The sequence below is a fragment of the Novosphingobium sp. CF614 genome (assembly GCF_900113255.1).
In the GTDB taxonomy this organism is placed as follows: domain Bacteria; phylum Pseudomonadota; class Alphaproteobacteria; order Sphingomonadales; family Sphingomonadaceae; genus Novosphingobium.
This window is the reverse complement of record NZ_FOOR01000013.1, coordinates 61425-83564: the sequence shown is the minus strand read 5'-3', so window position 1 is coordinate 83564 and position 22140 is coordinate 61425. Positions and strand designations below refer to the sequence as shown.

At 67.9% G+C, this 22140-nt stretch carries 19 protein-coding genes; 12 read left to right on the top strand and 7 right to left on the bottom strand.

What is annotated here, in order from left to right:
• From BM052_RS14050 to BM052_RS14040, 3 genes are all read right to left on the bottom strand, one after another.
• Nucleotides 1-1551 (bottom strand): DHA2 family efflux MFS transporter permease subunit, encoded by a 1551-nt coding sequence (locus BM052_RS14050; RefSeq protein ID WP_255406150.1) that lies wholly within the window; start codon nt 1549-1551, stop codon nt 1-3.
• 22 nt (nt 1552-1573) lie between these two features.
• Complete coding sequence (locus tag BM052_RS14045) at nt 1574-2707, bottom strand: HlyD family secretion protein (RefSeq protein ID WP_091147884.1); 1134 nt, start codon at nt 2705-2707, stop codon at nt 1574-1576.
• Between the two features lie 214 nt (nt 2708-2921).
• Nucleotides 2922-3797 (bottom strand): alpha/beta fold hydrolase, encoded by an 876-nt coding sequence (locus tag BM052_RS14040; protein WP_091147907.1) that lies wholly within the window; start codon nt 3795-3797, stop codon nt 2922-2924.
• Between the two features lie 420 nt (nt 3798-4217).
• Between BM052_RS14040 and trxB the strand changes: the two genes are divergently transcribed.
• Nucleotides 4218-5189, top strand: coding sequence for a thioredoxin-disulfide reductase (gene trxB / locus BM052_RS14035; RefSeq protein WP_091147882.1), 972 nt, complete (start codon nt 4218-4220; stop codon nt 5187-5189).
• A 28-nt stretch (nt 5190-5217) separates the two neighbouring features.
• On the opposite strand, the gene BM052_RS14030 is transcribed toward trxB, so the two are convergent.
• Genes BM052_RS14030 through BM052_RS14015 form a run of 4 tightly spaced genes read right to left on the bottom strand, consistent with a single transcriptional unit; the run spans nt 5218 to nt 8082 of the window.
• On the bottom strand, nt 5218-5994 hold the full coding sequence (locus BM052_RS14030) for a hydrolase 1, exosortase A system-associated (RefSeq protein WP_091147880.1): 777 nt from the start codon (nt 5992-5994) through the stop codon (nt 5218-5220).
• Nucleotides 5991-6743, bottom strand: coding sequence for an alpha/beta hydrolase family protein (locus tag BM052_RS14025; protein WP_091147879.1), 753 nt, complete (start codon nt 6741-6743; stop codon nt 5991-5993). The genes BM052_RS14030 and BM052_RS14025 overlap by 4 nt, the downstream gene beginning before the upstream one ends.
• Before the next feature lie 7 nt (nt 6744-6750).
• Nucleotides 6751-7014 carry an acyl carrier protein gene (locus BM052_RS14020; protein ID WP_091147876.1) on the bottom strand — a complete coding sequence of 88 codons (264 nt, stop codon included), beginning with the start codon at nt 7012-7014 and terminating at the stop codon, nt 6751-6753.
• Nucleotides 7015-7056: 42 nt separating this feature from the next.
• Entirely contained in the window at nt 7057-8082 is a 1026-nt protein-coding gene (locus BM052_RS14015; protein WP_255406149.1) for a GNAT family N-acetyltransferase, read from the bottom strand.
• Nucleotides 8083-8121: 39 nt separating this feature from the next.
• On the opposite strand from BM052_RS14015, the gene BM052_RS14010 reads away from it, so the two are divergent.
• The 11 genes from BM052_RS14010 (at nt 8122) to xrtA (ending at nt 22137) form a co-directional block, all read left to right on the top strand.
• Nucleotides 8122-9660: an acyl-CoA ligase (AMP-forming), exosortase A system-associated gene (locus tag BM052_RS14010; RefSeq protein WP_091147873.1), complete on the top strand. Its 1539-nt coding sequence runs from the start codon at nt 8122-8124 to the stop codon at nt 9658-9660.
• The gene (locus BM052_RS14005; protein WP_091147871.1) at nt 9657-10883 is read left to right on the top strand and encodes a pyridoxal-dependent decarboxylase, exosortase A system-associated; all 1227 of its coding nucleotides are present in this window, start codon (nt 9657-9659) and stop codon (nt 10881-10883) included. Before BM052_RS14010 ends, BM052_RS14005 begins: the two co-directional genes overlap by 4 nt.
• Nucleotides 10884-11068: 185 nt before the next feature.
• Nucleotides 11069-11713: an XrtA/PEP-CTERM system exopolysaccharide export protein gene (locus tag BM052_RS14000; RefSeq protein ID WP_091147870.1), complete on the top strand. Its 645-nt coding sequence runs from the start codon at nt 11069-11071 to the stop codon at nt 11711-11713.
• A gap of 16 nt (nt 11714-11729) precedes the next feature.
• Nucleotides 11730-13253 carry an XrtA system polysaccharide chain length determinant gene (locus BM052_RS13995; RefSeq protein ID WP_091147868.1) on the top strand — a complete coding sequence of 508 codons (1524 nt, stop codon included), beginning with the start codon at nt 11730-11732 and terminating at the stop codon, nt 13251-13253.
• Nucleotides 13254-13264: 11 nt separating this feature from the next.
• Nucleotides 13265-14314, top strand: a complete 1050-nt coding sequence (locus BM052_RS13990; protein WP_091147866.1) for a P-loop NTPase family protein — start codon at nt 13265-13267, stop codon at nt 14312-14314.
• Nucleotides 14311-16083, top strand: a complete 1773-nt coding sequence (locus tag BM052_RS13985) for a preprotein translocase subunit YajC (RefSeq protein ID WP_091147865.1) — start codon at nt 14311-14313, stop codon at nt 16081-16083. Before BM052_RS13990 ends, BM052_RS13985 begins: the two co-directional genes overlap by 4 nt.
• 20 nt (nt 16084-16103) lie before the next feature.
• Nucleotides 16104-17375 carry an XrtA/PEP-CTERM system-associated ATPase gene (locus BM052_RS13980; RefSeq protein ID WP_091147863.1) on the top strand — a complete coding sequence of 424 codons (1272 nt, stop codon included), beginning with the start codon at nt 16104-16106 and terminating at the stop codon, nt 17373-17375.
• Nucleotides 17376-17413: 38 nt separating this feature from the next.
• The gene (locus tag BM052_RS13975; protein WP_255406148.1) at nt 17414-18298 is read left to right on the top strand and encodes an XrtA system polysaccharide deacetylase; all 885 of its coding nucleotides are present in this window, start codon (nt 17414-17416) and stop codon (nt 18296-18298) included.
• Complete coding sequence (locus tag BM052_RS13970) at nt 18295-19371, top strand: FemAB family XrtA/PEP-CTERM system-associated protein (RefSeq protein ID WP_091147860.1); 1077 nt, start codon at nt 18295-18297, stop codon at nt 19369-19371. The genes BM052_RS13975 and BM052_RS13970 overlap by 4 nt, the downstream gene beginning before the upstream one ends.
• A complete protein-coding gene (locus BM052_RS13965) occupies nt 19371-20606 on the top strand; it encodes a TIGR03087 family PEP-CTERM/XrtA system glycosyltransferase (protein WP_091147859.1) in 1236 nt (411 codons plus the stop codon). The genes BM052_RS13970 and BM052_RS13965 overlap by 1 nt, the downstream gene beginning before the upstream one ends.
• A gap of 13 nt (nt 20607-20619) precedes the next feature.
• Nucleotides 20620-22137, top strand: a complete 1518-nt coding sequence (gene xrtA / locus BM052_RS13960; RefSeq protein WP_255406147.1) for an exosortase A — start codon at nt 20620-20622, stop codon at nt 22135-22137.
• Nucleotides 22138-22140 lie beyond the last annotated feature (3 nt).

The window sequence follows — 22140 nt, the reverse complement described above, 5'->3', positions numbered from 1 at the left end:
TCAGTCCCCGATCGGCAGCGCCATGCCCCTGGCCGGCGTCTTTTTGGAGCGCAGCAGCAGCACGAGCGGCATCAGGCAGAGGCTGATGATGAACACGAAGTGATAGAGCGAGGCGTTGCCCACCATGCTGGCCTGGCGCACCACCTCCCCGTTCAGGCTGCCCAGCGCCTCGCCCGAACCGAAGTCGAGGTCTGGCCGGGCGGAGAGAATCGCGGGATTGTCGGGACGCAGGCCCTGGATCAGGCTGTTGCGCGATATGGCGCTGTCGTGGATGAACAGGACGTTGAGCAGCGATATGCCGACCGAGTTGCCGACATTGCGGGTAAGCGCGTACATCGAGGCGCCTTCGTTGCGCAGCTTGGGATCGAGGGTGGAGAACACCACGACCGATAGCGGAACGAAGATCAGCCCGCTGCCGAAGCCTTGCACCAGTCCGATGGCGATCAGCGTCCCGTCGTCGACGTAGAGGTTCATCCGCGAGTACATCAGCATGCTGGTGCCGATGACGGCGAGGCCGGCGATGAGCAGCACGCGCACGTCCAAAAGCGCCATCAGCCGGGTGACGATCAGCGTCGATGCGAGCGTGCCGAGCGCGCGCGGGATGCCGATCATGCCGGTGTGCAGCGCGGAATAGCCGAGCAGGGACTGGGTCATCACCACCAGCAGCGGCACGGTGGCGAAGGCGACGATGCCGATCAGCGTGCTGAACAGCAAGCCGATCGCGAAGTTGCGGTCGCGGAACAGCTGCGGCCGGATGAACGTGTCGCTGGCGGTGAACATGTGCACCAGTGTCAGGTAAGCCGAAAGGCCGAGAATCAGCGCATAGACCTGGACCTCGGTCGATTCCCACCAGCCGACATGCTCGCCGCGGTCGAGCAGCAATTGCAGCGAGGTCAGCACGATCGACACGGTGAGGAAGCCGAACAGGTCGAAGCGCAGTTTTTCCCGGCCGTGCCTCCCGCTGTGCCGGCGCACCAGGAAGGCGAACATTCCGGCGAAGGACAGGATGCCGAAAGGCACGTTGATGAAGAACACCCAGCGCCAGTTCAGCGAATCGGTCAGGTAGCCGCCCAGGCTCGGCCCGACGATCGGCCCGGCCATCGATCCCAGCGCGAAGATCGCCATGGCCTTGGCATGGTCCTCGGGCGGATTGATATCGAGCAGGATCGCCTGGCTCAGCGGGATCAGCGCGGCGCCGAAGGCCCCCTGCAAGGTCCGGGCGATGACGATCGTCGAAAGATCGACGGCGAGCCCGCACAGCATCGAGGTGACGGTGAAGCCGCAGACCGAAACCAGCATCACGTTCTTGCGCCCGAACCGCCCCGCCAGCCAGCCGCTGAGCGGCGTGGCGATCGCGCCGGCCACGAGGTAGGACGTCAGCACCCACAGAATCTGGTCCTGCGAGGCGGAGAGACTCGCCTGCATGTGCGGCAGCGCCACGTTGGCGATGGTGACGTCCACCGCCACCATAATCATGGAGATCATCAGCGGGATCGTTATCAGCATCCGCCGGAACGGCGTGGGATACTGGGCCGGAACGGCGGGCGTCATCGCATGCTCCACGCGCTGCCGCTCACGGCCGCGGCGGCAAGGTTCTGGATGGCGCGGGCTGCGGCGCGTCCGGGGCGGCGTCCGGGGCGAACAGGCGACGCCGGTGGCCGGTATCGACCTTGACGCTGGTGCTGAGCCCCGCGCTGAGCGGCAGGTCCGCCGGGACATCGTCGATCGCCACCTGGACGGGCAGGCGCTGGACCACCTTGACCCAGTTCCCCGTCGCGTTCTCCGGCGGCAGGATCGAAAAGCTCGATCCCGTCCCGGGACTGAAACTCTCGACATGGCCCTTCAGCACCTGGTCCGGATAGGCGTCGATCGTGATCTCGACAGGCTGGTTCACCCGCATGTAGCGGAGCTGGCTTTCCTTGAAGTTCGCCTGGACCCAGAAGTTCAGGCCGGCGAGCGTGAAGACCGGCCGGCCCGGTGTCACGTAATTGCCGACCTGCAGCTGGTTGACCTTGGTGACGATGCCGTCCCGCGGTGCGCGCACGACCGTGTCGGACAGGTTGGCGCGAGCCTGACCGAGCTTGGAAATCGCCTGGCGCACGTCCGGGTGGGAATCGACGCTGCCGCCGATCGCCCCGGACAGGCCGGCCCGCAAACTGTCGGCCTTGGCCTGCGCGGCGGCGATGGCGTCGCGCGCCGTGCGGGCCTGCGTCACGGCCTGGTCGTACTGCGCGCGGGAGGAAATGCCCTCCGCGACAAGCGACTTCTGGCGCGCCGCCTCGCTGGTCGCCAGGTCGTAGCGCGCCCTGGCGGCGCTGACTTGCGAGAGGGCTTCGCGATAGTCGGCCTGCATCGATTCGACATCGGTTCGGGCGGTGGCCAGTTCAGCTTCCGCTTGGGCCAGCGATGTCTGGAAAGTGTCCGCCTTGACCCGGAACAGCACGTCGCCCTTGCGCACGCGCTGGTTCTCGCGGACCTCGACCGCGACGACGGTGCCGGCTACGCTCGGGCTGATCGCCACCATGGCGGTCTGCAGCGAGGCGCTGTCGGTCGATTCGTAGCGGCCGCTGGTGAAATAGAACCACGCCGTTCCGGCGAGCACGAGCGCCGGTCCGACGATCATCAGCACCGTGCGCAGGCCGCGTCTGCGGGGCGGCGATACGATGCCGATCTCACTATCGGCCGAAATCGTGCTCTCAGCGTTCATGAAAGTTCCTGTCGTGGCTGTCATTGCCGATACTAAGCATGGCTAGTATCGGCAATAGCGAAGATCACCGCCAGGGCGAATGAGCTTCCCGCTTCGAGCGGCGTTGCGATTTCCGCCAAGTCTCCCGAAGCCAGACTCATCTTCTCCATTCGCCGCTGCGAGCCGTCGAAGGCCGCTCGCAGCGGCGAAGGAATTCCATCAATGGAAACTGATATTACGCAAGGAACGCCTTCACGTCGGCCATGAACCGGTCGAACTGATCGTGGTGCAGCCAGTGCCCGGCGTTCTCGTACTCGATCAGCCGGGCGGACTGGAAATAGGCGAGCCGCCCGTCGGCACCGGGATTCGACGCGAAGCTGTTCCTTCCCCACATCAGCAGGACCGGGCAGGTGATGGCCTGCCACAGCTGGATGATCTGGTCGGTCGGCGCGTCCTGGGCGGACCAGACGTTCAGGTAGTTGTCGAACTTCCAGCTCCAGGTGCCGTCCTCGTTGCGGCTGGCGCCGTGGATGGTGAGGTGCCGTACCTGCTCGTCGGTGAGGAAGGCGTTCTCGTCCTTCATGCGCTGATAGGCGTCGCGCTGCGTCGCGTACTTGCGCGTGACGCGGGCGGAAGCCTTGCGCTTGTCGTCGATCCACTGGCGCATCCGTTCGCCGATGCCCCGTTCCTCCCGCTGGCGGCGGATCTCCGGGGGCGGTCCCAGGCCCTCGATATTGACCAGCTTCGCGACTTTCTCGGGATAGAGGCCGGTGAAGCGCGTCGCGATGTTTCCGCCCAGCGAATGGGCGATGATCGTCACTTGCTCGTGGCCGAGCGTGTGGACGAGCTGGGCGAAGTCATAGACGAAGGCGTCGAGCCCGTAGTGCGCTTCGGGCGACCACTCGCTGTCGCCGTGGCCGCGCAGGTCCGGGCAGATCACATGCCAGTCATGCCGCAGTTCCTCGGCAACCCAGTCCCAACTGCGGCAATGGTCGCGCCCGCCGTGCTGGAGAATCAGCGGCGGTGCCTCGGGATTGCCCCAGTCGACATAGTTGAGCCGCAGGCGCTGCGAGATGAAGCGGTTCGAGGTAGGGCCAAGCTGCGTTTCCATGCGCTCCAACTGCGCTGCGATGCAGGGTTCGTCAACGGTGCGGCTCACCGCTCGGCAGGTCATTCCCTCATGGTCGTATGAGCACTGGAAACCGCCGTGAGGACGAACAATGCCAAGTCCCTTGGGGCGGGACTCATTTTCTCCCCTCGCCTCTTCTCCCCCTCGTCTCTTCTCCCTTCGTCTTGCGAGGCGGCGAAGCCGCCGCAGCAATCCAGGGCCGCGCCATCCGCTGTGGATTGCCGCACCGCCCGTGGCGGCTCGCAAGGACGAAGGGAAAGCGGGTGAGTTCTTATCAATGCAGGTCAGCATAAGCCCGCATTTGTGGGGATGAATTAATGCTATCCCGCCCATGTCCTTGGCAAGGCGGGGGGCGAGGCCCTATCTCGCGCGTTCAGGATTCCACGCTCCGGAGATTTCGTAGTGGCGACGACGCACAAGACCCGCATGCTCATCATCGGTTCCGGCCCCGCCGGCCTGTCCGCCGCCATCTACGGCGCGCGCGCGGGGATGGCGCCGATCGTGGTGCAGGGGCTGCAACCCGGCGGGCAGCTTACCATCACCACCGACGTGGAAAACTACCCCGGCTTCCGCGAGGTCATCCAGGGCCCCTGGCTGATGCAGGAAATGCAGGCGCAGGCCGAGCATGTCGGCACGCGCATGATGTGGGACACGATCACCGCGGTGGACTTGTCCGGCGATACTTTCGTGGCGACGGGCGACAGCGGAGACTTCTACGAAGGCGATACGCTGGTCATCGCGACCGGGGCGCAGGCCAGGTGGCTCGGCGTTCCCGGCGAGCAGGACCTGTCCGGCAAGGGCGTTTCCGCCTGCGCCACCTGTGACGGCTTCTTCTATCGCGGCAAGAAGGTGGTGGTGATCGGCGGCGGCAATACCGCGGTCGAGGAAGCGCTCTACCTGACCAATCACTCCGACGACGTCACCCTGATCCACCGCCGCGATTCGCTGCGCTCGGAAAAGATCCTCCAGGACCGGCTGTTCGCGAATCCCAAGATCAAGGTGGTCTGGAACAAGCGCGTCGAAAGCTTCCTCGGCAGCGCCGGCAATGGCGAGCTGCGCGCGGTCAAGCTGGTCGATACCCTGACCGGCGAGGAAAGCGAGATCGAGACCGACGGCGCCTTCGTGGCGATCGGCCATGCCCCCGCCACCGAACTGTTCCGGGGCAAGCTCGCGATGGACGATGCCGGCTACCTGCTGGTCCAGCCGGGCACCCCCAAGACCGACATCCCCGGCGTCTTCGCCTGCGGCGACGTGATGGACCACGTCTATCGCCAGGCGATCACCGCCGCCGGCACCGGCTGCATGGCCGCGCTCGACGCCGAACGCTACCTCGCGGCGAAGGAATTCGCGGAAGCCGCGAAAGTAGAGGCCTGAAGCGCGCCAAGGGGCACGGCACCACGTTTCAACCGCGCAGTATCTCCAGAACCTCCCGCGCCAGCCATTCCTGGGCTTCGGGTTCGACATAGCTGTGCGTGGCCTCCGCGCAGGTCCGGATGCGCGGGTCGGTCTTGGGCCACTTCGACAGGAAGGCGATGCCGGTGCGGTCGCGGCCGGCGATCAGGAAGCGCACCGGGCCGTGGAACCCCGCGAGACCTCGTTCGATCTCGGCGGCCAGTCCGCCCCGGGCCTGCCGGGCGGGGCGGATGGCGGCGGCCAGGCCGCGCGCCAGCTTGCCGATCGAGACCTTGCCGGTCAGCAGGCGCCCGATCGCCGCCGGGTTAGCCAGGCGGCGGCGGTAGTGATCGCGCACCACCGCGGCGGGCGGGGCTTCGCCGTTGTCCTCGATCGTCCAGGGGTTGGACAGGATCAGCGCGGCGAACCCGGCGCCGCCGGTCAGCATCAGCGCGCTGGCGGCGTTGCAATTGCCGAAGCCGACCACGCGCGTCACGTGCGGGCATTGCCGCCGGAACGCGGCGAGGGCCGCCGCGATATCGGCGCCGCTGGAGCGGAACTCACCGTTGGCGCCCTCGCTGTCGCCCACTCCGCGCCGGTCGAAACGCAGGACCGGATAGCCTTCCGCCGCGATCCGCGCGGCGAGGCGGGCCTGCCCGTTCCACGCCCCCGCGCGCACCTCGTTGCCGCCGCTCACCAGCAGCAGGCCGGTCTCCGCGCCCGCTTCGTCGAGCGTCGCGACAAGCTGGCAGCCTGCGCAGGCGAACGTGAAATGGCGGCGGCTCAAGGCGCGATTCCCCTGGCCAGGATCGCGGCGAGCGCATCGGCCTGGTCCCGGTCCTCATCCGGCTCCGCGCGCAGCCACAGCCCGCTGCCGCCGAGCATGTCCTGCGTGATGGGGGTTGCTGGAGCATCGCGCGGAAAATCGGCTTCGCCTCCGCTCGTCCTGAGCGGATCTCGATTCGGATTTCGGGTTCCCTGCTCCAGCGCGGCGGGCAACATGACCTCGAATTCCCGGTAGAAGTCCGCGCCCAGCGCATATCCCGCCAGTTCGATGCCGGTGCTTCGGGCCATGGCGGCCAGGTCTTCGCGATTCTCCTCGCGCCCGGCTTCGCGGCTTGCGAGCATGCGCGCGCGCAGCATCTGGCGCAGGATCGCGGCGGCCTTGGCCGGGGCGTAGTGCCAGCACGGCAGCGACGGCGGCGTGAACAGGCAGCCTCCGCGAATGCCCAGGACATGGGTGGCGCCAAAGTGCCGGGCGGCAGCGGCCGTCGCCTCCAGCCAGGCCGTGGGGGTCTGGTCCTGGAGCCGCCGCAGGCTCTCGTTGCAGCCCGGCAGGTCGGGCAGGAAGCTGTCGATGCCGATGACATCGAGGCGGCGCATGGTTTCGACGGTCAGCCGCCGCATGCGGTTGCCTTCGTCGAACAGCGCGGGGACGATCAGCAGCCTGCGCGGCCGCTGTCTGTCGAAAACAAGGGCGTACTCCTGGGCGTTGCCGCCGGTGGCCAGCGGGCAAGGCCAGTTCGCCAGGATCACCGCCCGGTCATGCCTCGGCGCGTTTGGAGCGCGCGAATGCGAGCAGGCCGCCGAAGGTTTCGAGCATCTCGCCGTCAAGTTCGTCATCGTCGATGACGATGTCGAGACGGTCTTCCAGCTCGGTGAGGAGACCGGCCACGGCCATCGAATCGAGTTCCGGCAAATGACCGAACAGGCCGGTGTCGGCATCGAAGCCGTCGGCCTGCCCCTGCTTGAGGCCGAGCACGTCCGTCAGGATGCGCCGCAGCAGCAGGTCAGTATCGTCTTGCATGGCCCTTCGGTTCAACCCTCTACCCATCGAAACGGCCGCGCTCTAGCCGCGCTTGGCACGTGCGGCAAGGCGCCGCAGGCCGATCCGCGCGAAAATCGGCCAGTTCCGGACGTCCAGCGGGCGAAACATCTCGATCCGGTAGCGCGGGCGAACCTGTTCCATCCAGTCGCGCTTGTAGGGATCGTCGCCGGTTCCGAAATCGACGAGGTCGACCCGGTCCACGTCGATCACGTGGCGCAGCAGCGCCGCGCTCAGCACCGATCCGGGCGAAAGCGGCCTGGCCGCTTCGCGGTGGGCGAGCTTGTGGATGAAGGCGGTGCCGCCTTCCACCGTCCACATCTGCGCGGCGATGGCGCGGCCCAGCGGGTCGCCGGCGGCGCGCGCGATGCCGAGCCGCAGCCGGCCCGCCGCGCCTTCCGCCTCGGCAAAGGCGCGCAGGAACGCGGGGGAGCCTTCCTCCGGCTTCCAGCTTTCGGCGTAGATGTCCTCGTAATCGTCCCAGGCCGCGGCGTCGAAGCGGCCGAGCACCTCGATCTCCACTTTCCCGGTCTTGCGCTTGAGCGTGGTGCGCAGCTTGCCGGGGCGGGCGGCGACGTATTCCTCGTAGCGGCGCCCGGCAACGGGCAGGACGTGGTTGGTATCGCAGCGCGCGCGCGTGACGAGCCAGCCGGCCTTGCGGAACGCCGCCTCGACGCGCGCGGCCGAGCCATCCTCGTCCGGCAGGCCGCCCAGCGTGAGGCGGTGGGCCTTGCCGGCCAGATCGCGGGCCAGGGCGGCCAGCATCGCCGCGCTGCCGGGCGCGGGCGAGAGGATCGGACGGAAGCGGAAGGTGTACCAGTTGGACAGCGCCGAATAGCGTCCGCCGCCGCCCGCCAGCGGCAGCACGGCGATCGCCTCGTCCTGGCGGGCCACGGCCAGCAGCGGCGCCATCCCGCAGTGCTTGCCAAGTCCCTGCCACCATGCAAGGCGGTCGAACGGCGCGGACTGGCATTCGGCCGACAACAGCCTTGCCAGCTGGCGATCCGATTGCACTTCCTTAAGATCGCAGTGATATTCGATCTTTACCACGATACCGTCCAGAACCTCGCGGGAGCACTTGCCAAAACGATGCGCGGCCAGAGCGAAAATTCGAGCGAAAATCCGATCCTGCCACTGGACCATCTCGTCCTTCGCGGAAACGAAGACGCCGAAGCGCTCGTGCTGCGTGACGGTGTTCTTAGCTACAAGGACTTAAGAACGCGTGTCTCCCGCCTGGCGGCCTGGCTGGCCGGCGAAGTGCCGGGCAAGGGCGCGCGCGTGGCGAGCTGGGCGGCCAAGGGCGAGCTGACCTGCCTGCTCCCGCTCGCCGCGGCGCGCGCCGGGCTGGTGCATGTGCCGGTCAACCCGCTGCTCAAGCACGCGCAAGTGGCGCATATCCTGGGCGATAGCGGCGCCGCGATGCTGGTCGGCACGCCGGCCCGCCTCAAGACGCTGGAGCCGGGCGACGTGCCGCCTTCCTGCCGCGTCGTCGAGGAAGCCGCCGCGCTGACCGCCGCGACGGAAATCGGCATCGCGCTGCCGCCCTCCGCGAGCGATCCGGACGAGCTGGCGGCCATCCTGTACACCAGCGGTTCGACCGGCCGACCCAAGGGGGTCATGCTCAGCCACGCCAACATGTGGCTCGGGGCCGAAAGCGTTGCCGGATACCTGGGCCTTGCCGGTGATGATCGCACCTTGGCCGTGCTGCCGCTGTCGTTCGACTATGGCCAGAACCAGCTGTTTTCGACCTGGCATGCGGGCGGCTGCGTCGTCCCGCTCGACTACCTGGTGCCGCGCGACGTGATGAAGGCCGTGGAGCGCCACGCCGTGACCACGCTGGCGGCGGTTCCGCCGCTGTGGGTGCAGGTGTGCGAACTGGACTGGCCCGCCGAAATCGCCGCGAAGCTGCGCCGCCTGACCAACAGCGGCGGGGCCTTGACCGTCGATCTGGTCCGGCGGCTGCGCGCGCGGTTTCCGCAGGCGCGCCTGTTCCCGATGTATGGGCTGACCGAAGCCTTCCGCTCGACCTATCTCGATCCCGCACTGGTCGATATCCACCCGACTTCGATGGGCAGGGCCATCCCGCATGCCGAAATCCTTGTAATCAATGATCTGGGCCAGGTTTCCCGGGACGGGGAAGAGGGAGAACTGGTCCACTGCGGGCCATTGGTGGCGCAAGGATACTGGCAGGATCCGGAGCGCACGGCCGAGCGTTTCAGGCCGGCGCCCGCCGCTGCGCGCTATGGCGGCACCGCCGTGTGGTCGGGCGACCGGGTTCGGCGCGAGGCGGACGGGCTCCTCTATTTCGTCGGGCGCCGCGATGCGATGATAAAGAGCGCGGGCAACCGGATCAGCCCGCAGGAAATCGAGGAAGCGGCGCTGGCGACCGGCCTCGTCGCCGAAGCGGTCGCGCTCGGCGTGCCGGACGAGCGGCTGGGGCAGGCGGTCCACCTGGTTGTCCGCGCCTTGCCCGGGGTTTCAGGCGCAGAGGAAGCATTGCCGCGTAAACTTATGCAGGAGCTGCCGAATTTCATGATGCCCAAGGCCATCCATTGGCGCCAGGCGATGCCGATCGGCCCCAACGGCAAGATCGATCGCACGGGTCTTCAGGCGGAACTGGCCGCATGAAGCCGCTGGGTCCGATTCCCGCCGGCTACGGCGCGGTCGACGGAGTGCTGGCCGTGGCCGGAAAGCCGGTGACGCACTGGGTCGACCAGGCCGGCGCGACGCCGCTTTTCCTCTATTCGGCGGACCTCGTGCGGCAGCGCGTTGCCGCCTTGCGCGCGGCGATGCCGCGGCGCCTCGGCTTGCACTATGCGGTGAAGGCCAATCCGTTCCCGCCGCTGCTTTCGCTGATGGCTGGCCTCGTGGACGGGTTCGACATCGCCTCGGGCGGTGAACTGCGGATCGTGCGGGACGCCGGAATCGCGCCCGAAAAGGTCAGCTTCGCGGGGCCGGGCAAGCGCGATGCCGAACTGGAAGCGGCGATTTCCGCGGGCGTCACGCTCAATCTGGAATCCGAAGGGGAAGCGGCGCGGGCCCTGGCCCTGGCCGAACGCCTGGACGTCACGCCGCGCCTGGCGATCCGGGTCAATCCCGATTTCGATCTCAAGGGTTCGGGCATGAAGATGGGCGGCGGCGCCAAGCCGTTCGGGATCGATGCCGATCGCGTGCCCGCGCTGGCGCGCAGGATCGTGGATAGCGGCGCTGACTGGCGCGGGTTTCACATTTTCGCCGGCAGCCAGGCGCTCGACGCCGAAGCGATCGCCGAAACCCAGGCCCGGGCGATCGACCTCGCGGCGCGGCTGGCCCGGCAGGGCGGCGTCGCGCTGCCCTGTTGCAACTTGGGCGGAGGGCTGGGGATTCCGTACTTTTCGGGCGACACGCCGGTCGATCTGGCGCTCGTCGGCGAACGGCTGGCCGATCGTTTCGCGCATTTGCCAGGTTTCCTCGATGAAACTTTCTTCTGTATCGAACTGGGCCGCTATCTCGTCGGCGAAGCGGGAGTCTATCTGACCCGGATCGTCGACCGCAAGGTGAGCCACGGCGAGGTTTTCCTGGTTACGGACGGCGGCCTGCACCACCAGCTGGCGGCTTCGGGCAACTTCGGCACGGTGGTGCGGCGCAATTATCCCTCGGCCATCGCCACCCGCTTCGGCGCGCCGGTGGAGGAAGAAGCCTCGATCGTCGGCTGCCTGTGCACCCCGCTTGACAAGCTGGCGGACAAGGGCGGGTTTCCGCGCGCGGACGTGGGAGACCTCGTCGCGGTGTTCTGCGCCGGGGCCTATGGGGCCAGTGCCAGCCCCGCCACGTTCCTGGGGCAGGGCCCGGCCACCGAAGTACTGCTATGAAAAACCGGTAAGCATTTCAGTGCCTGGACGTCCCGAATTGGGACCTGGTTGCAAATCGACAACCAAAGCTAACGCAATATTCACCCTTTTTTCGCATTACGGAGGCTGGATTTTGCCAGGTCTCCCTTCGCGTCCGGGTCTTTGCCGGTGCGTTCGAGGGGATCGGCGCTGACAGGGAAGTGTCCATGCCGCATCACCGCTATGCCCGACTTCTGGCTGGTTCAACGCTTGCCAGCGTCGCCTTGACGGGTTGCGCGGGGCCGGCTTCCGGGCCGGAATTGCCGCCCGCCTCGTTCGTCGCGATGCAGGAAGGGCCGGGCGAGGAATACGTGATCGGTCCGCTCGATCAGCTCACCGTCTTCGTCTGGCGCAACCCGGAACTGGGGGCGAAAGTGCAGGTCCGGCCCGACGGGCGCATCACCACGCCGCTGATTACCGACATGCCGGCGGTGGGCAAGACCCCCTCGATGCTGGCCGAGGACATCCGCCTGCAGCTTTCGCAATATATCGAGGATCCGCTCGTCTCCGTCATCGTGGACGGCTTCTCGGGAACGTTCAGCCAGCAGATTCGCATCGTCGGCGCTACCGAGAAGCCGGCGTCGATCCCTTATCGCGCCAACATGACCGTGCTCGACGCGATGATCGCCGTCGGTGGCCTGTCCGAATACGCGGCGGGCAACAACGCCCGGCTGGTCCGCTTCGACAAGGCGAGCGGCAAGCAGAAGGAATTCAAGCTGCGTCTCGGTGATCTGCTCAAGAAGGGCGACAGCAAGGCCAACGTGATGTTGAGCCCGGGCGATGTCATCATCATCCCCGAGAGCATGTTCTGAGGGCCGGGCGCGAGCGATGAACAACCTCTACGAAGAACTGCTCTCCGCGATCCACAGCGTCTGGACCCGGCGCTGGATTGCGCTGGTGATCGCCTGGGCGATCTGCCTGATCGGCTGGTTCGTGGTGGCGCTGATCCCGAACAGCTACGAATCGCGGGCGCGGATATTCATCCAGCTCGACGATGCGCTGGCTGAACAGGTCGGCATCGGCATGGCCGACAAGAAGCGCGACATAGAGCGCATCCGCCAGACTCTGACGAGCGCGGTCAACCTGGAGAAGGTCGTTCGCGCCACGCGCCTTGGCGACACCATCCAATCGCCCAAGCAGATGGAAGCCGCGGTGCTGGAGCTGGGTGACAACGTGAAGGTGGTCAGCCAGCAGGACAACCTGTTCGAGATCACCGCGACCGCCAGCAATTCTTCCTTCTCCGATGCCGAGAATGCCAAGCTGGCACAGGACGTGGCGCAGAAACTGATCGATATCTTCCGCGAGGAGAACCTTTCCGGCAACCGCGGCGACATGGTCGAGACGCTGGAATTCGTGAACCAGCAGCTCAGGCAGCGCGAGAAGGAGCTGGAATCGGCCGAGCAGAAGCGCATGGCCTTCGAGGCGCAGCATCCCGAGATGGCACAGGGCGGCACGGCGGTGGTCCAGCGCCTTGAGAATTCACGCGCGGCGATGCGCGATGTCGATGCCGACCTGGCGGCGGCGCAGAGTGCGCTGGCCGCGATCGACGGCCAACTCGCCGGCACCCCGCGCTCGATCGCGGGCGGTGCGGGCGGCGGTGCGCAGGCGTCGCTTGCCAGGGCCGAGGCGGACCTTGCCGCGATGCGCGCGCGCGGCCTGACCGATAGCCATCCGGACGTGATCGCCGCGCGCAACCAGGTTGCCGCGCTGAAGGGGCCGGCGGCGCAGGAAGCGGCCAGCGGCAGCGGCGGCATCGTCAATCCCGCCTACAGCTCGCTGCAATCGATCCGGGCGGAGCGCCAGGCCAATGTCCAGGCACTGCAGTCGCGCCGCGCCGGGCTGCAGTCCGACGTCGCTTCGCTCACCGTCTCGGCGATCCAGGACCCCGGGCTGGCGGCCGAGGCGCAGCGCATCAACCGCGATTACGACGTGCTGCGCGAGCAATACGACAAGCTCTTGCAGGACCGCGAGGAACTGCGTTTGCGCGGCGAAGTAAAGACCGAGCGCGAAGCGGTGAAGTTCGAGGTGGTCGATCCGCCGACGACCCCGCGCTCGCCGGTCGCGCCAAACCGTCCGGTGCTTTTGCTCGGCGTGCTGATTGCCGGCCTCGGCGGCGGCTGCGCGGGCGCGTTCGCGCTGAGCCGGTTGCGCTCGGTGTTCTCGACGACCGCCGGGCTGGAACGGGCGACCGGACTGCCGGTGCTGGGCGCGATCTCGCAGAACCTGACCGATGCCGCGCGGGCGCTGCGCCGCAAGCGGCTCAAGTACTTCTACGGTGCGGGCGCGGCGCTGGGCGGGCTCTTCGTCGTGCTTCTCGCCGTCGAATTCATCCAGCGTGGCATGGTGGCGTGAGGGGACCGGATATGACCGACCAGAGCAAGATCCCCATGCCCTTGGGCCCCGACGCGCCGGACAGCCGCGGCGAGTCGCTGATAGAGCGCGTTGCCGGCCGGTTCGACCTGAACAGCTTCATCGGCAAGCCGATCCCGCTTCCGCCCGAGGCGCAGGTTCGAGCCAGGGTCCTGGTCGCGGCGGCACCTGCGCCGGTGAACGCGGCCGACCCGCTGCCCGAGCCGAGGATGGCTCCCCAACCCGTGCCTTCGGCCGGTGTGCCGGAACCCATGGCCGAGGTTCCGGAAGCGGTCGACGCCGCCGCCGAGCCGGCGCACGAATTCCATGGCGAGCCCCACCCGATCGACCGCGAACGCCTGCGCGAACAGGGGCTGATCGTTCCCGAAGGCACGGTCACGGCGCTGCTTGAGGAGTTTCGCATCGTCAAGCGCCAGCTGCTGGTGCAGTCGGCCGATCTGCGCCGCCAGAAGGCGGGCGCGATGGCCCAGCGCGTGCTTGTCAGCTCGCCGCATCCGGGCGAGGGCAAGACTTACTGCGCGCTCAACCTCGCGCTCTCGATCGCGGCGGAGAAGGAAAGCGAAGTCCTGCTCGTCGATGCCGATTTCGCCAAGCCTTCGATCCTTTCGGCGCTCGGTCTGCCGGGTGGGCCGGGCCTGATGGATGCGCTGATGGACGAAAGCGTCGATGTCATGGATTACGTGCTGGGCACCGACATTCCGGGCCTCTGGGTGCTGCCTGCCGGCGATACCACCAATCACGACAGCGAATACCTGTCCAGCTCGCGCACCGCGCGCGTGCTCGATTGCCTGACCGCGCGCGCGCCGCATCGCATGGTGATCTTCGATTCCCCGCCGGCGCTCGCCGCATCGCCGGCGGCGGAGCTCGCCAAGTATGTTGGCCAGGTGGTGGTGATCGTGCGGGCCGACCGCACCGGGCAGGGCGCGCTGGAGGATGCGATCCAGCTCCTCAGCGCCTGTCCGAACGTTCAGCTGCTGCTCAACGGCGCGCAGTTCAGTCCAAGCGGACGCAGTTTTGGCACCTACTACGGATACAGGGGATGACCCGTATGCCTCAGTTATCGATCAGATCGGCTGGCGGGACTTTCGCGGGTCTCGCGTCCCTGGCGGCGCTTGCCGTCGCGGCGATGCCGGCAAGCGCGCATGCCCAGACGCTTGGTTATGACGGCTTCAATGGGGATGGCTTCAACGGGAATCAGCAAGCCCCGGCCGAGGCGTCCGATCCCGATCCGTCGAGCAAGGCCGGCAAATCGGGCAAGCGCGGCGGCAAGGGCGGCAAGCGCGTTCAAATAAGCCCCTACATCGAAGTCGCCCAGGTCGTGGATGCCGAGCTTTCCCCCGGAAACGACGTGCTGACCTATACGCAGCTGGCCGTGGGCGTCGATGCGGCGATCAGCGGGCGCCACAACGGCGCTTCGGCTTCGGTGCGCTACGAACGGCAGTTCGGCTGGGGCAAGAAGACGGCCGATGGCGATGCGATCAGCGGCGTCGCCCGTGGATACGCCACGGTGGTGCCCGGCGTCACCGTCGAGGCCGGCGGCCTGGCGACCCAGGCCACCGTGAACAGCGGCGGTTCCGCGCTCACCGGCGGGCGGGTTTCGGACAAGAGCAAGACCAACATCTACTCCGTCTACGGCGGCCCCTCGGTGGCGACCCGCGCCGGCGACGTGAAAGTTTCGGCCAACTACCGCGCCGGCTTCACCAAGGTCGACCAATCCGATGCCTTCGTCGCGACGCCGGGCGGCGCGGCGGTGGACGTCTTCGACAAGAGCGTGACCCAGGTCGCCGATGTCGAGGCGGGCCTTGCCCCGGGCACCGTGCTGCCGGTCGGCGTGGGCGCGGGCGGCAGTTTCTACCAGGAGGACATCTCCAATCTCGACCAGCGCGTGCGCGACATGCAGGCGCGCGGGATGGTTACTGTCCCGCTTGGCCGCACCGTCCAGGTGGTCGGCGCGATCGGCTACGAGGACGTCGAGGTTTCCAGCCGCGACGCGGTGCGCGATGAAGAGGGCAATCCGGTGATCGGATCGGACGGGCGCTACCTTACCGACAAGAGCGCGCCGCGCGTCCTGGCCTACGATGTCAGCGGGCTGACCTGGGATGTCGCGGTGATGTGGCGCCCCAGCCGGCGCACGTCGCTTTCGGCCCATGTCGGCCGCCGCTATGGTTCGACCAGCTACGGCGGAACCCTGTCCTACGCGCCGAACGACCGCAGCCAGCTTAGCCTCGCCGTCTACGACAACGTGTCCGGTTTCGGCGGCCAGCTCAACCGCCTGATCGACGAATTGCCGGACGACTTCGAGGCGGTGCGCGATCCGGTGACCGGGGAATTGAGCGGCTGCGTCTCCTCGCTGGAGGGCAACAACTGCTTCTCGGGTGCGCTGGGTTCGCTGCGCTCGTCCACTTTCCGCGCGCGCGGCGTCGCGGCGAGCTATTCGATGGAGATCGGGCGCCTCAACGCGGGGCTGGGCCTTGGCTACGATCGCCGCAAGTTCATCGCGGCGCCGGGCACCGTGCTCGCCGCCGCCAACGGGGTGGTCGACGAGAACCTGTGGCTGGCGGGCTACCTGAGCGGCCAGCTTGGCCGCAGTGCAGGATGGTCGACCAATGTCTATGCCAACTGGCTTTCCACCAGTGATCCGCTGTTCGGCGACGTGACCGGCTATGGCGCCACGGCCAGCTACTACCGTTTGCTGACCCGGCGCCTGCGGGCGAGCCTGGCGGTCGGGGTCGACGGCGTCACGCGCGACGATCCGGCGATCGACGATATCTGGACCGCCTCGGCGCTGGCCGGCCTGCGCTACAACTTCTGAGTCCCATGGGAGGACCAACGATGTTCGACGACTTCTATGGACTGAGCGGCAGGCCGTTCCAGCTTACGCCCGACCCGGCGTTCTATTTCGAGAGCCTGACGCACCGCAAGGCGCTGTCCTACCTTGGCTATGGCCTTGCCCAGGGCGAGGGCTTCGTGGTCATCACCGGCGAAGTCGGCGCCGGCAAGTCGACGCTGGTCGCCCATCTCATGGCGACGATCGATCCGGCGCGCATGAGCGCCGCGAACGTCGTGACCAGCGCGCTCGACGGCGAGGAGATCGTCCATGTCGTCGCGCGGGCTTTCGGGCTGCACGTGGCGGGCCATGACAAGGCCTCCGCGCTGGGCGCGATCGAGGCCTTCCTGCACGAGGAAGCGCGCGCCGGCCGCCGCTGCCTGCTAATCGTCGATGAAGCGCAGAACCTCTCGATCGGTGCGCTCGAGGAACTGCGCATGCTTTCGAACTTCCAGCTCGGCTCGCACCCGCTGCTGCAGACATTGCTGCTCGGCCAGCCCGAGTTCCGCGAGACGCTGCTGGAAAGCGATCAGCTGGAACAGCTTCGCCAGCGGGTGATCGCCACGCATCACCTGGCGGCGATGCAGCCCAAGGAAGTCCAGGCCTATATCGAGCATCGCATGGCCTGTGTCGGCTGGAACGGCAATCCCAGCTTCGATCAGCGTGTGTTCGCCGAAATCTACCAGGCCACCGGCGGCATCCCGCGCCGGGTCAACCAGATCGTCAACCGCCTGCTGCTGTTGGGTGCGGTGGACCAGCGCGACCGCATCGACAGTGCGATGATGCGCCAGGTGCTGGACGAGCTGAATGACGACGGCTCGCTGACCCTGGTGAGTTCGAGGCCGCAGGCGATCGAGCCTGCCGTGGTTGCCGCTGCGGGCGCTCCGGCCGGGGAACCTGCCGCGCCCGAGGAGGAGCCCGAGCTTGCGCTTCATGCCCAAGCGCCCGCCGCGCGGCCGGTCGACGCGTTCGACGCCGCCGCTGCGGTGGCGCTGATCGAGGCCGGGCTGGCCGACCGCGACGCGCAGATCGGCGAGTTGCAGCAGGCCGTGATCGAACTGGCCGCCGCCGCCGAAGCGCGCGAGGCCGCCGAGGGCGAGAAGGCCAAGGGCGAAGACGAACGCGTCGCGGCGCTGGAGGCACGGCTGGCCGAGGCCAACGAACACGCGGCGAAGCTCGAAGCGCGCCTCGGCGAGCAGGAGCGCACGCTTCGCCATACGCTGACGATGCTGATCGAATGGATCGAAAGCGGCGACGGTGAGCGCCAGGCCGCCTGACGCACCATCGCCGGGAGTTTCGCCCCATGCATTCCCCCATGCATTCCCCCATGCATTCCGGCGAGCCGATCAACGGGCTTTCGGTCGATGTCGAGGACTGGTTCCAGGTCGGCGCCTTCGAACAGGTGATCGATCGCGATAGCTGGAGCACGCTGGCCGATCGCATCGAGCGTAACTGCGATGCGATTCTTCGGCTCTTCGCCGATGCGGGCGTGAAAGGCACTTTCTTTACCCTGGGCTGGGTTGCCGAGCGCCACCCCGCGCTGATGCGGCGGATCGTGGCCGAAGGCCACGAGATCGCCAGCCACGGCTGGGATCACGAGCGCGTCTTCAGGTTGGGCGCCAAGGGATTCGCGGACGACCTCGCGCGCGCCCGCGCAGCGATCGAGGATGCCGCCGGCGCTGCCGTCACCGGCTATCGCGCGCCGAGTTTTTCGATCGACGCGCGCACGCCCTGGGCTTTCGAGGTTCTGGCGGAACAGGGCTATGCCTACAGTTCGAGCGTCGCCCCGATCGCGCACGACCACTACGGCTGGCGCGAGGCGCCGCGCTTCGCCTTCCGGCCGCTGCCCGGCAGCGATCTGATCGAAATCCCGGTGACCACCGCGATGTTCGCCGGGCGGCGGTTCGGGGCGGGCGGCGGCGGGTTCTTCCGCGTCCTGCCCTACGGCTTCTCGCGCTGGGCGATCCGGCAGGTCAACCAGCGGGATCGCCGTCCGGCGGTGTTCTATTTCCACCCCTGGGAAATCGATCCGGAACAGCCGCGCGTCGCCGATGCGCCGATGCGATCGCGCCTGCGCCATTATACCAACCTGGGCGTCATGGCGGGCAAGCTGCGCCAGCTGATCGGCGAATTCCGCTGGGGGCGCATGGACGAGCTGGCCGTGCGCGAAGCCGCCCGCGGCGCGGCGCTGGCGGCATGAACGCGCCTTTCGCTCTGGAACGCGGCGACGTGCGCCTGGTCGATCTTGCCGACCCCGGCGAGATCGAGCGCCTGGAAGGCTTCGTCGCACGCCATCCGCAGGGTACGCCGTATCACCGCCCGGCCTGGTTCGTCCCCGTCGCCCGCGCGACCGGGAACCAGGCGCACGCGCTGGTGCAGCAGCGGCACGGCGAGATCGTCGGCTTCCTGCCGCTTGACGCGATCCATTCGCCGATCTTCGGCCGGCTGCTCGCCTCCACCGGCTTCGCGGTCGGCGGCGGGCTGCTGACGTCTCCCGGCGCCGAGCCGGGCGCCATGTTCGCCGCGGTGGAGGAACTGGCGCGGCGCCTGTCCTGCCCGTCGATAGAGCTTCGGGGCGGCGTCATGCCCGAAAGCGGGCAAGGCTGGGCGCTCAAGACCGAATCGCACTGCAATTTCGCAAGGCCGCTGGCAGCGGACGACGAAGCGCAGCTGCTCGACATTCCGCGCAAGCAGAGGGCCGAAGTGCGCAAGTCGCTCGCCATCGACCTGACGGTGGAAATCGGCACCGCCGAGCGCGACCGCAGGGCCCATTACGAGGTCTTCCGCGAGAGCTATCGCAATCTCGGCACCCCGGTCTTCCCGCGCGCGCTGCTCGACAGCGTCGTCGATGCCTTCGGCGATGATGCGGACATCCTCACCGTCCGCCACGAGGGCAGGGCGCTGGCCAGCGTCATCAGCGTCTATCATGGCGGTGCGGTCATGCCTTACTGGGGCGGTGGCACCTGGGACGCCCGGCGGCTGCGCGCCAACGACCGCATGTATTACGAACTCATGCTCCATGCCCGCCGGCGCGGCTGCACGCAGTTCGATTTCGGCCGCTCGAAGACCGGCAGCGGCGCCTATCATTTCAAGCGCAACTGGGGTTTCGAGCCCGAGCCGCTGACTTACGCGACCTGGACCCGTCCCGGCTCGGCCCGGCGCGAGGCCGATCCGACGAGCGGCAAGCTCTCGTTGCAGATCGCGGTGTGGCAGCGCCTGCCGCTGTCGATCGCCAATCGCCTGGGGCCGCTGATTGCGCGCGGCATAGGCTGATGGGCGAAATCCTGTTCCTTTCGCACCGCATTCCGTTTCCACCGGATCGCGGCGACAAGATCCGCTCGCATCACGTGCTCAAGGCGCTCGCGCGGCTTGCGCCGGTCCATGTCGCGACCTTCACGGACGATCAGCAGGACCATCGCTTCGAGGCCGATCTCGCGCGCCTCGCCGCGAGCTATCGCCTGGTGCATCGGCGCAAGCCCTTGCCGGTGGCCGGAATCGAGGCGCTGGCGACGGGACAGCCCGTCAGCCTTGCCGCCTTTCGCGACGGCCGGCTTGAACGGTATGTCCGCGATGTCCTTTCGCGCCGCGCGGTCGAGGTCATCTACGTGTTCTCCGGGCAAATGGTGCAATACGTGCCGGCGGGCTTTCGCGGCAAGGTCGTCGCCGATCTGGTCGATGTCGATTCCGCCAAGTTCGAAGCCTACGCGGCCAAGAGCCGAGGCGTGCGGGCCTGGATGGAACGGCGCGAGAGCGGTTTGCTGCGGGCCGAGGAGGCGCGGATCGCGCGGGCCTGCGACGTGACCCTGCTGGTCAGCCAAGCCGAGGCGGACCTGCTGCGTTCACGCCTGCCCGATCGGGACGGCGCCGCGATGCGCGTCCGCGCGATGGGGAACGGCATGGACAGCGATCATTTCGATCCGTCGCATGTCGAACCCGAACCGCGCATGCTGGCAATGAGCGCGCCGCGCCTGATCTTCACGGGGCAGATGGACTACCCGCCCAACATCGAGGCGGCGCTGCGCGCGATCGACCGCATCATGCCTGGCGTGCGCGCCGCCTGTCCGCAGGCGAGCCTGCACATCGTCGGCCGAAATCCACCGGCGGCGCTGAAGGCGCGCGGCGGGCGCGACGGCATCGAGGTCTGGGGCAGGGTGGAGGACATCCGCCCGTGGCTTTCAGCCGCCGACATCGCGCTCGTTCCGCTGGAGATCGCGCGCGGCGTGCAGAACAAGGTGCTGGAAGCCATGGCGATGCGCCTGCCGGTCGTGCTCTCGCCCGAAGCGGCGACCGGGATCGACGCGCGGGATGGCCGCGATTTCCTGGTCGCCGGCGATGACGCACGGCTGGCGGAGGCGGTCGTCGCGGCGGCGAACGATCCGGCGCGCGCGCGCGCGATGGGCGCGGCGGCGCGGGAATGGATCGTCTCCAGCGCCAGCTGGGATGCCGCGCTGGCACGGCTCCCGGGCTATCTCGGCCTCGACGGCGTGAGCTTCAGCGATGCCGCTTGAAGTGCGGGCCCTGATGGCCAGGTTTCCCCCCAGTTGGCGCGCGGCGCTGGTGCGGCTCGGACTGGTCTGGGCAGTGCTGCTTTCGGGCTTTGCGTCCGACTGGGCGGCGATGGCGCTGCAATGGTGGGACATCTCCACCTACAACCATATCATCCTGATCCCGCCGATCCTGGCCTGGCTGGTGTGGCAGCGTTGGCCGCAGTTGGCCACGCTCGAGCCGAAGACGTGGTGGCCGGGCCTCGTGCTGTTCGCGGGGGCCGCCTTCCTGTGGCTGCTCGGGGCGATCTCCGGGCTCGACCTTGCGCGGCAGGCGGGTGCCGTCGCCATGCTCGGAGCGACCGTGCCGCTGCTGCTGGGCGTGCGGGTCAGCGCGGGGCTGTTGTTCCCGCTGGCCTATCTCGCCTTTCTCGTCCCTGTCGGCGAGGAACTGGTCAAGCCGCTCCAGACGATCACTGCCGGGATCACCATCGGCCTTACGCACCTGAGCGGCATTTCCGCGGTCATCGACGGTGTGTTTATCAACACCCCGGCCGGCCTGTTCGAAGTGGCGGAGGCCTGTTCGGGGGTGAAGTTCCTGATCGCGATGATCGCGTTCGGCGTGCTCGCGGCCAACGTCTGCTTCCTGAGCTGGCGCCGCCGCGCGGCCATGCTCGCGGCCTGCCTGGTGGTTCCGATCCTCGCCAACGGCGTCCGGGCCTGGGGAACGATCTATGCCGCCCAGTTCTTCGGGGTCGAAGCGGCGGCCGGCTTCGATCATATCGTCTACGGCTGGATATTCTTCGCGATCGTGCTGGCCCTGGTGATCCTGGGGGCATGGCGGTTTTTCGACCGACCGCCGAACGCGCCGATGATCGACGCGGCGCAGATTCGGACTTCCGCCGGGCTGGCCCGCCTTGAGGCGCTGTCGGTCCGGCCCGGCAAGGCGCTGGCGGCGCTCGCGATCGTGCTCGCCGCGGCCAGGGGCTGGGCCCTCGCTGCCGATACCCTGGCCGCCCCGATGCCCCGCCATATCGAACTGCCGGCCGTGCCGGGCTGGACCCGGGCCGACTATTCGCCGGCCATCTGGTGGGAGCCGCGCGCCCAGGGCGCCGAGCATCGCCTGCTCGGCCGTTATCGGGACCGTTCGGGGCACCAGGTCGATGTCTTCGTCGCGCTCTATTCGCGGCAGGACGAGGGGCGCGAGGCTGGCGGCTTCGGCCAGGGCGCGCTCATGCCGGAGAGCCCGTGGTCGTGGCAATCGACCGGCGCCCCGTTCGGCGCCGGCCGGAGCGAACGCCTGCTCGGCAACGGCACTGTCGAGCGACTGGCGGTGACCTGGTATCGCACCGGAGACCTGCTGACCGGCAGCAATGCCCGGCTGAAGCTGGCGGTCATCGCCAATCACCTGCTGTTCCAGGCACGCCCCACGGCCATGCTGATCCTTTCCGCGGAGGATTCGCCGAAGGGTTCCGCCCGGCAGGCCATCCAGCGTTTTCAGGCTTCCACGGGACCGTTGGACTCGTGGATGGACCGCGTGACCCAGGTCAGGTAGGAT

Excerpts from the sequence above, each read along its gene's own strand:
- BM052_RS13970 (WP_091147860.1), top strand. The coding sequence starts at position 18,295 with ATGAACGCGCCTTTCGCTCTGGAACGCGGCGACGTGCGCCTGGTCGAT.
- xrtA (WP_255406147.1), top strand. The coding sequence starts at position 20,620 with ATGGCCAGGTTTCCCCCCAGTTGGCGCGCGGCGCTGGTGCGGCTCGGA.
- BM052_RS14050 (WP_255406150.1), bottom strand. The coding sequence starts at position 1,551 with ATGACGCCCGCCGTTCCGGCCCAGTATCCCACGCCGTTCCGGCGGATG.
- BM052_RS14045 (WP_091147884.1), bottom strand. The coding sequence starts at position 2,707 with ATGAACGCTGAGAGCACGATTTCGGCCGATAGTGAGATCGGCATCGTA.
- BM052_RS13995 (WP_091147868.1), top strand. The coding sequence starts at position 11,730 with ATGAACAACCTCTACGAAGAACTGCTCTCCGCGATCCACAGCGTCTGG.
- BM052_RS14010 (WP_091147873.1), top strand. The coding sequence starts at position 8,122 with ATGCGCGGCCAGAGCGAAAATTCGAGCGAAAATCCGATCCTGCCACTG.
- BM052_RS13980 (WP_091147863.1), top strand. The coding sequence starts at position 16,104 with ATGTTCGACGACTTCTATGGACTGAGCGGCAGGCCGTTCCAGCTTACG.
- BM052_RS13985 (WP_091147865.1), top strand. The coding sequence starts at position 14,311 with ATGACCCGTATGCCTCAGTTATCGATCAGATCGGCTGGCGGGACTTTC.
- BM052_RS14005 (WP_091147871.1), top strand. The coding sequence starts at position 9,657 with ATGAAGCCGCTGGGTCCGATTCCCGCCGGCTACGGCGCGGTCGACGGA.
- BM052_RS13965 (WP_091147859.1), top strand. The coding sequence starts at position 19,371 with ATGGGCGAAATCCTGTTCCTTTCGCACCGCATTCCGTTTCCACCGGAT.
- BM052_RS13990 (WP_091147866.1), top strand. The coding sequence starts at position 13,265 with ATGACCGACCAGAGCAAGATCCCCATGCCCTTGGGCCCCGACGCGCCG.
- BM052_RS14040 (WP_091147907.1), bottom strand. The coding sequence starts at position 3,797 with ATGGAAACGCAGCTTGGCCCTACCTCGAACCGCTTCATCTCGCAGCGC.
- BM052_RS14000 (WP_091147870.1), top strand. The coding sequence starts at position 11,069 with ATGCCGCATCACCGCTATGCCCGACTTCTGGCTGGTTCAACGCTTGCC.
- BM052_RS14020 (WP_091147876.1), bottom strand. The coding sequence starts at position 7,014 with ATGCAAGACGATACTGACCTGCTGCTGCGGCGCATCCTGACGGACGTG.
- BM052_RS13975 (WP_255406148.1), top strand. The coding sequence starts at position 17,414 with ATGCATTCCCCCATGCATTCCGGCGAGCCGATCAACGGGCTTTCGGTC.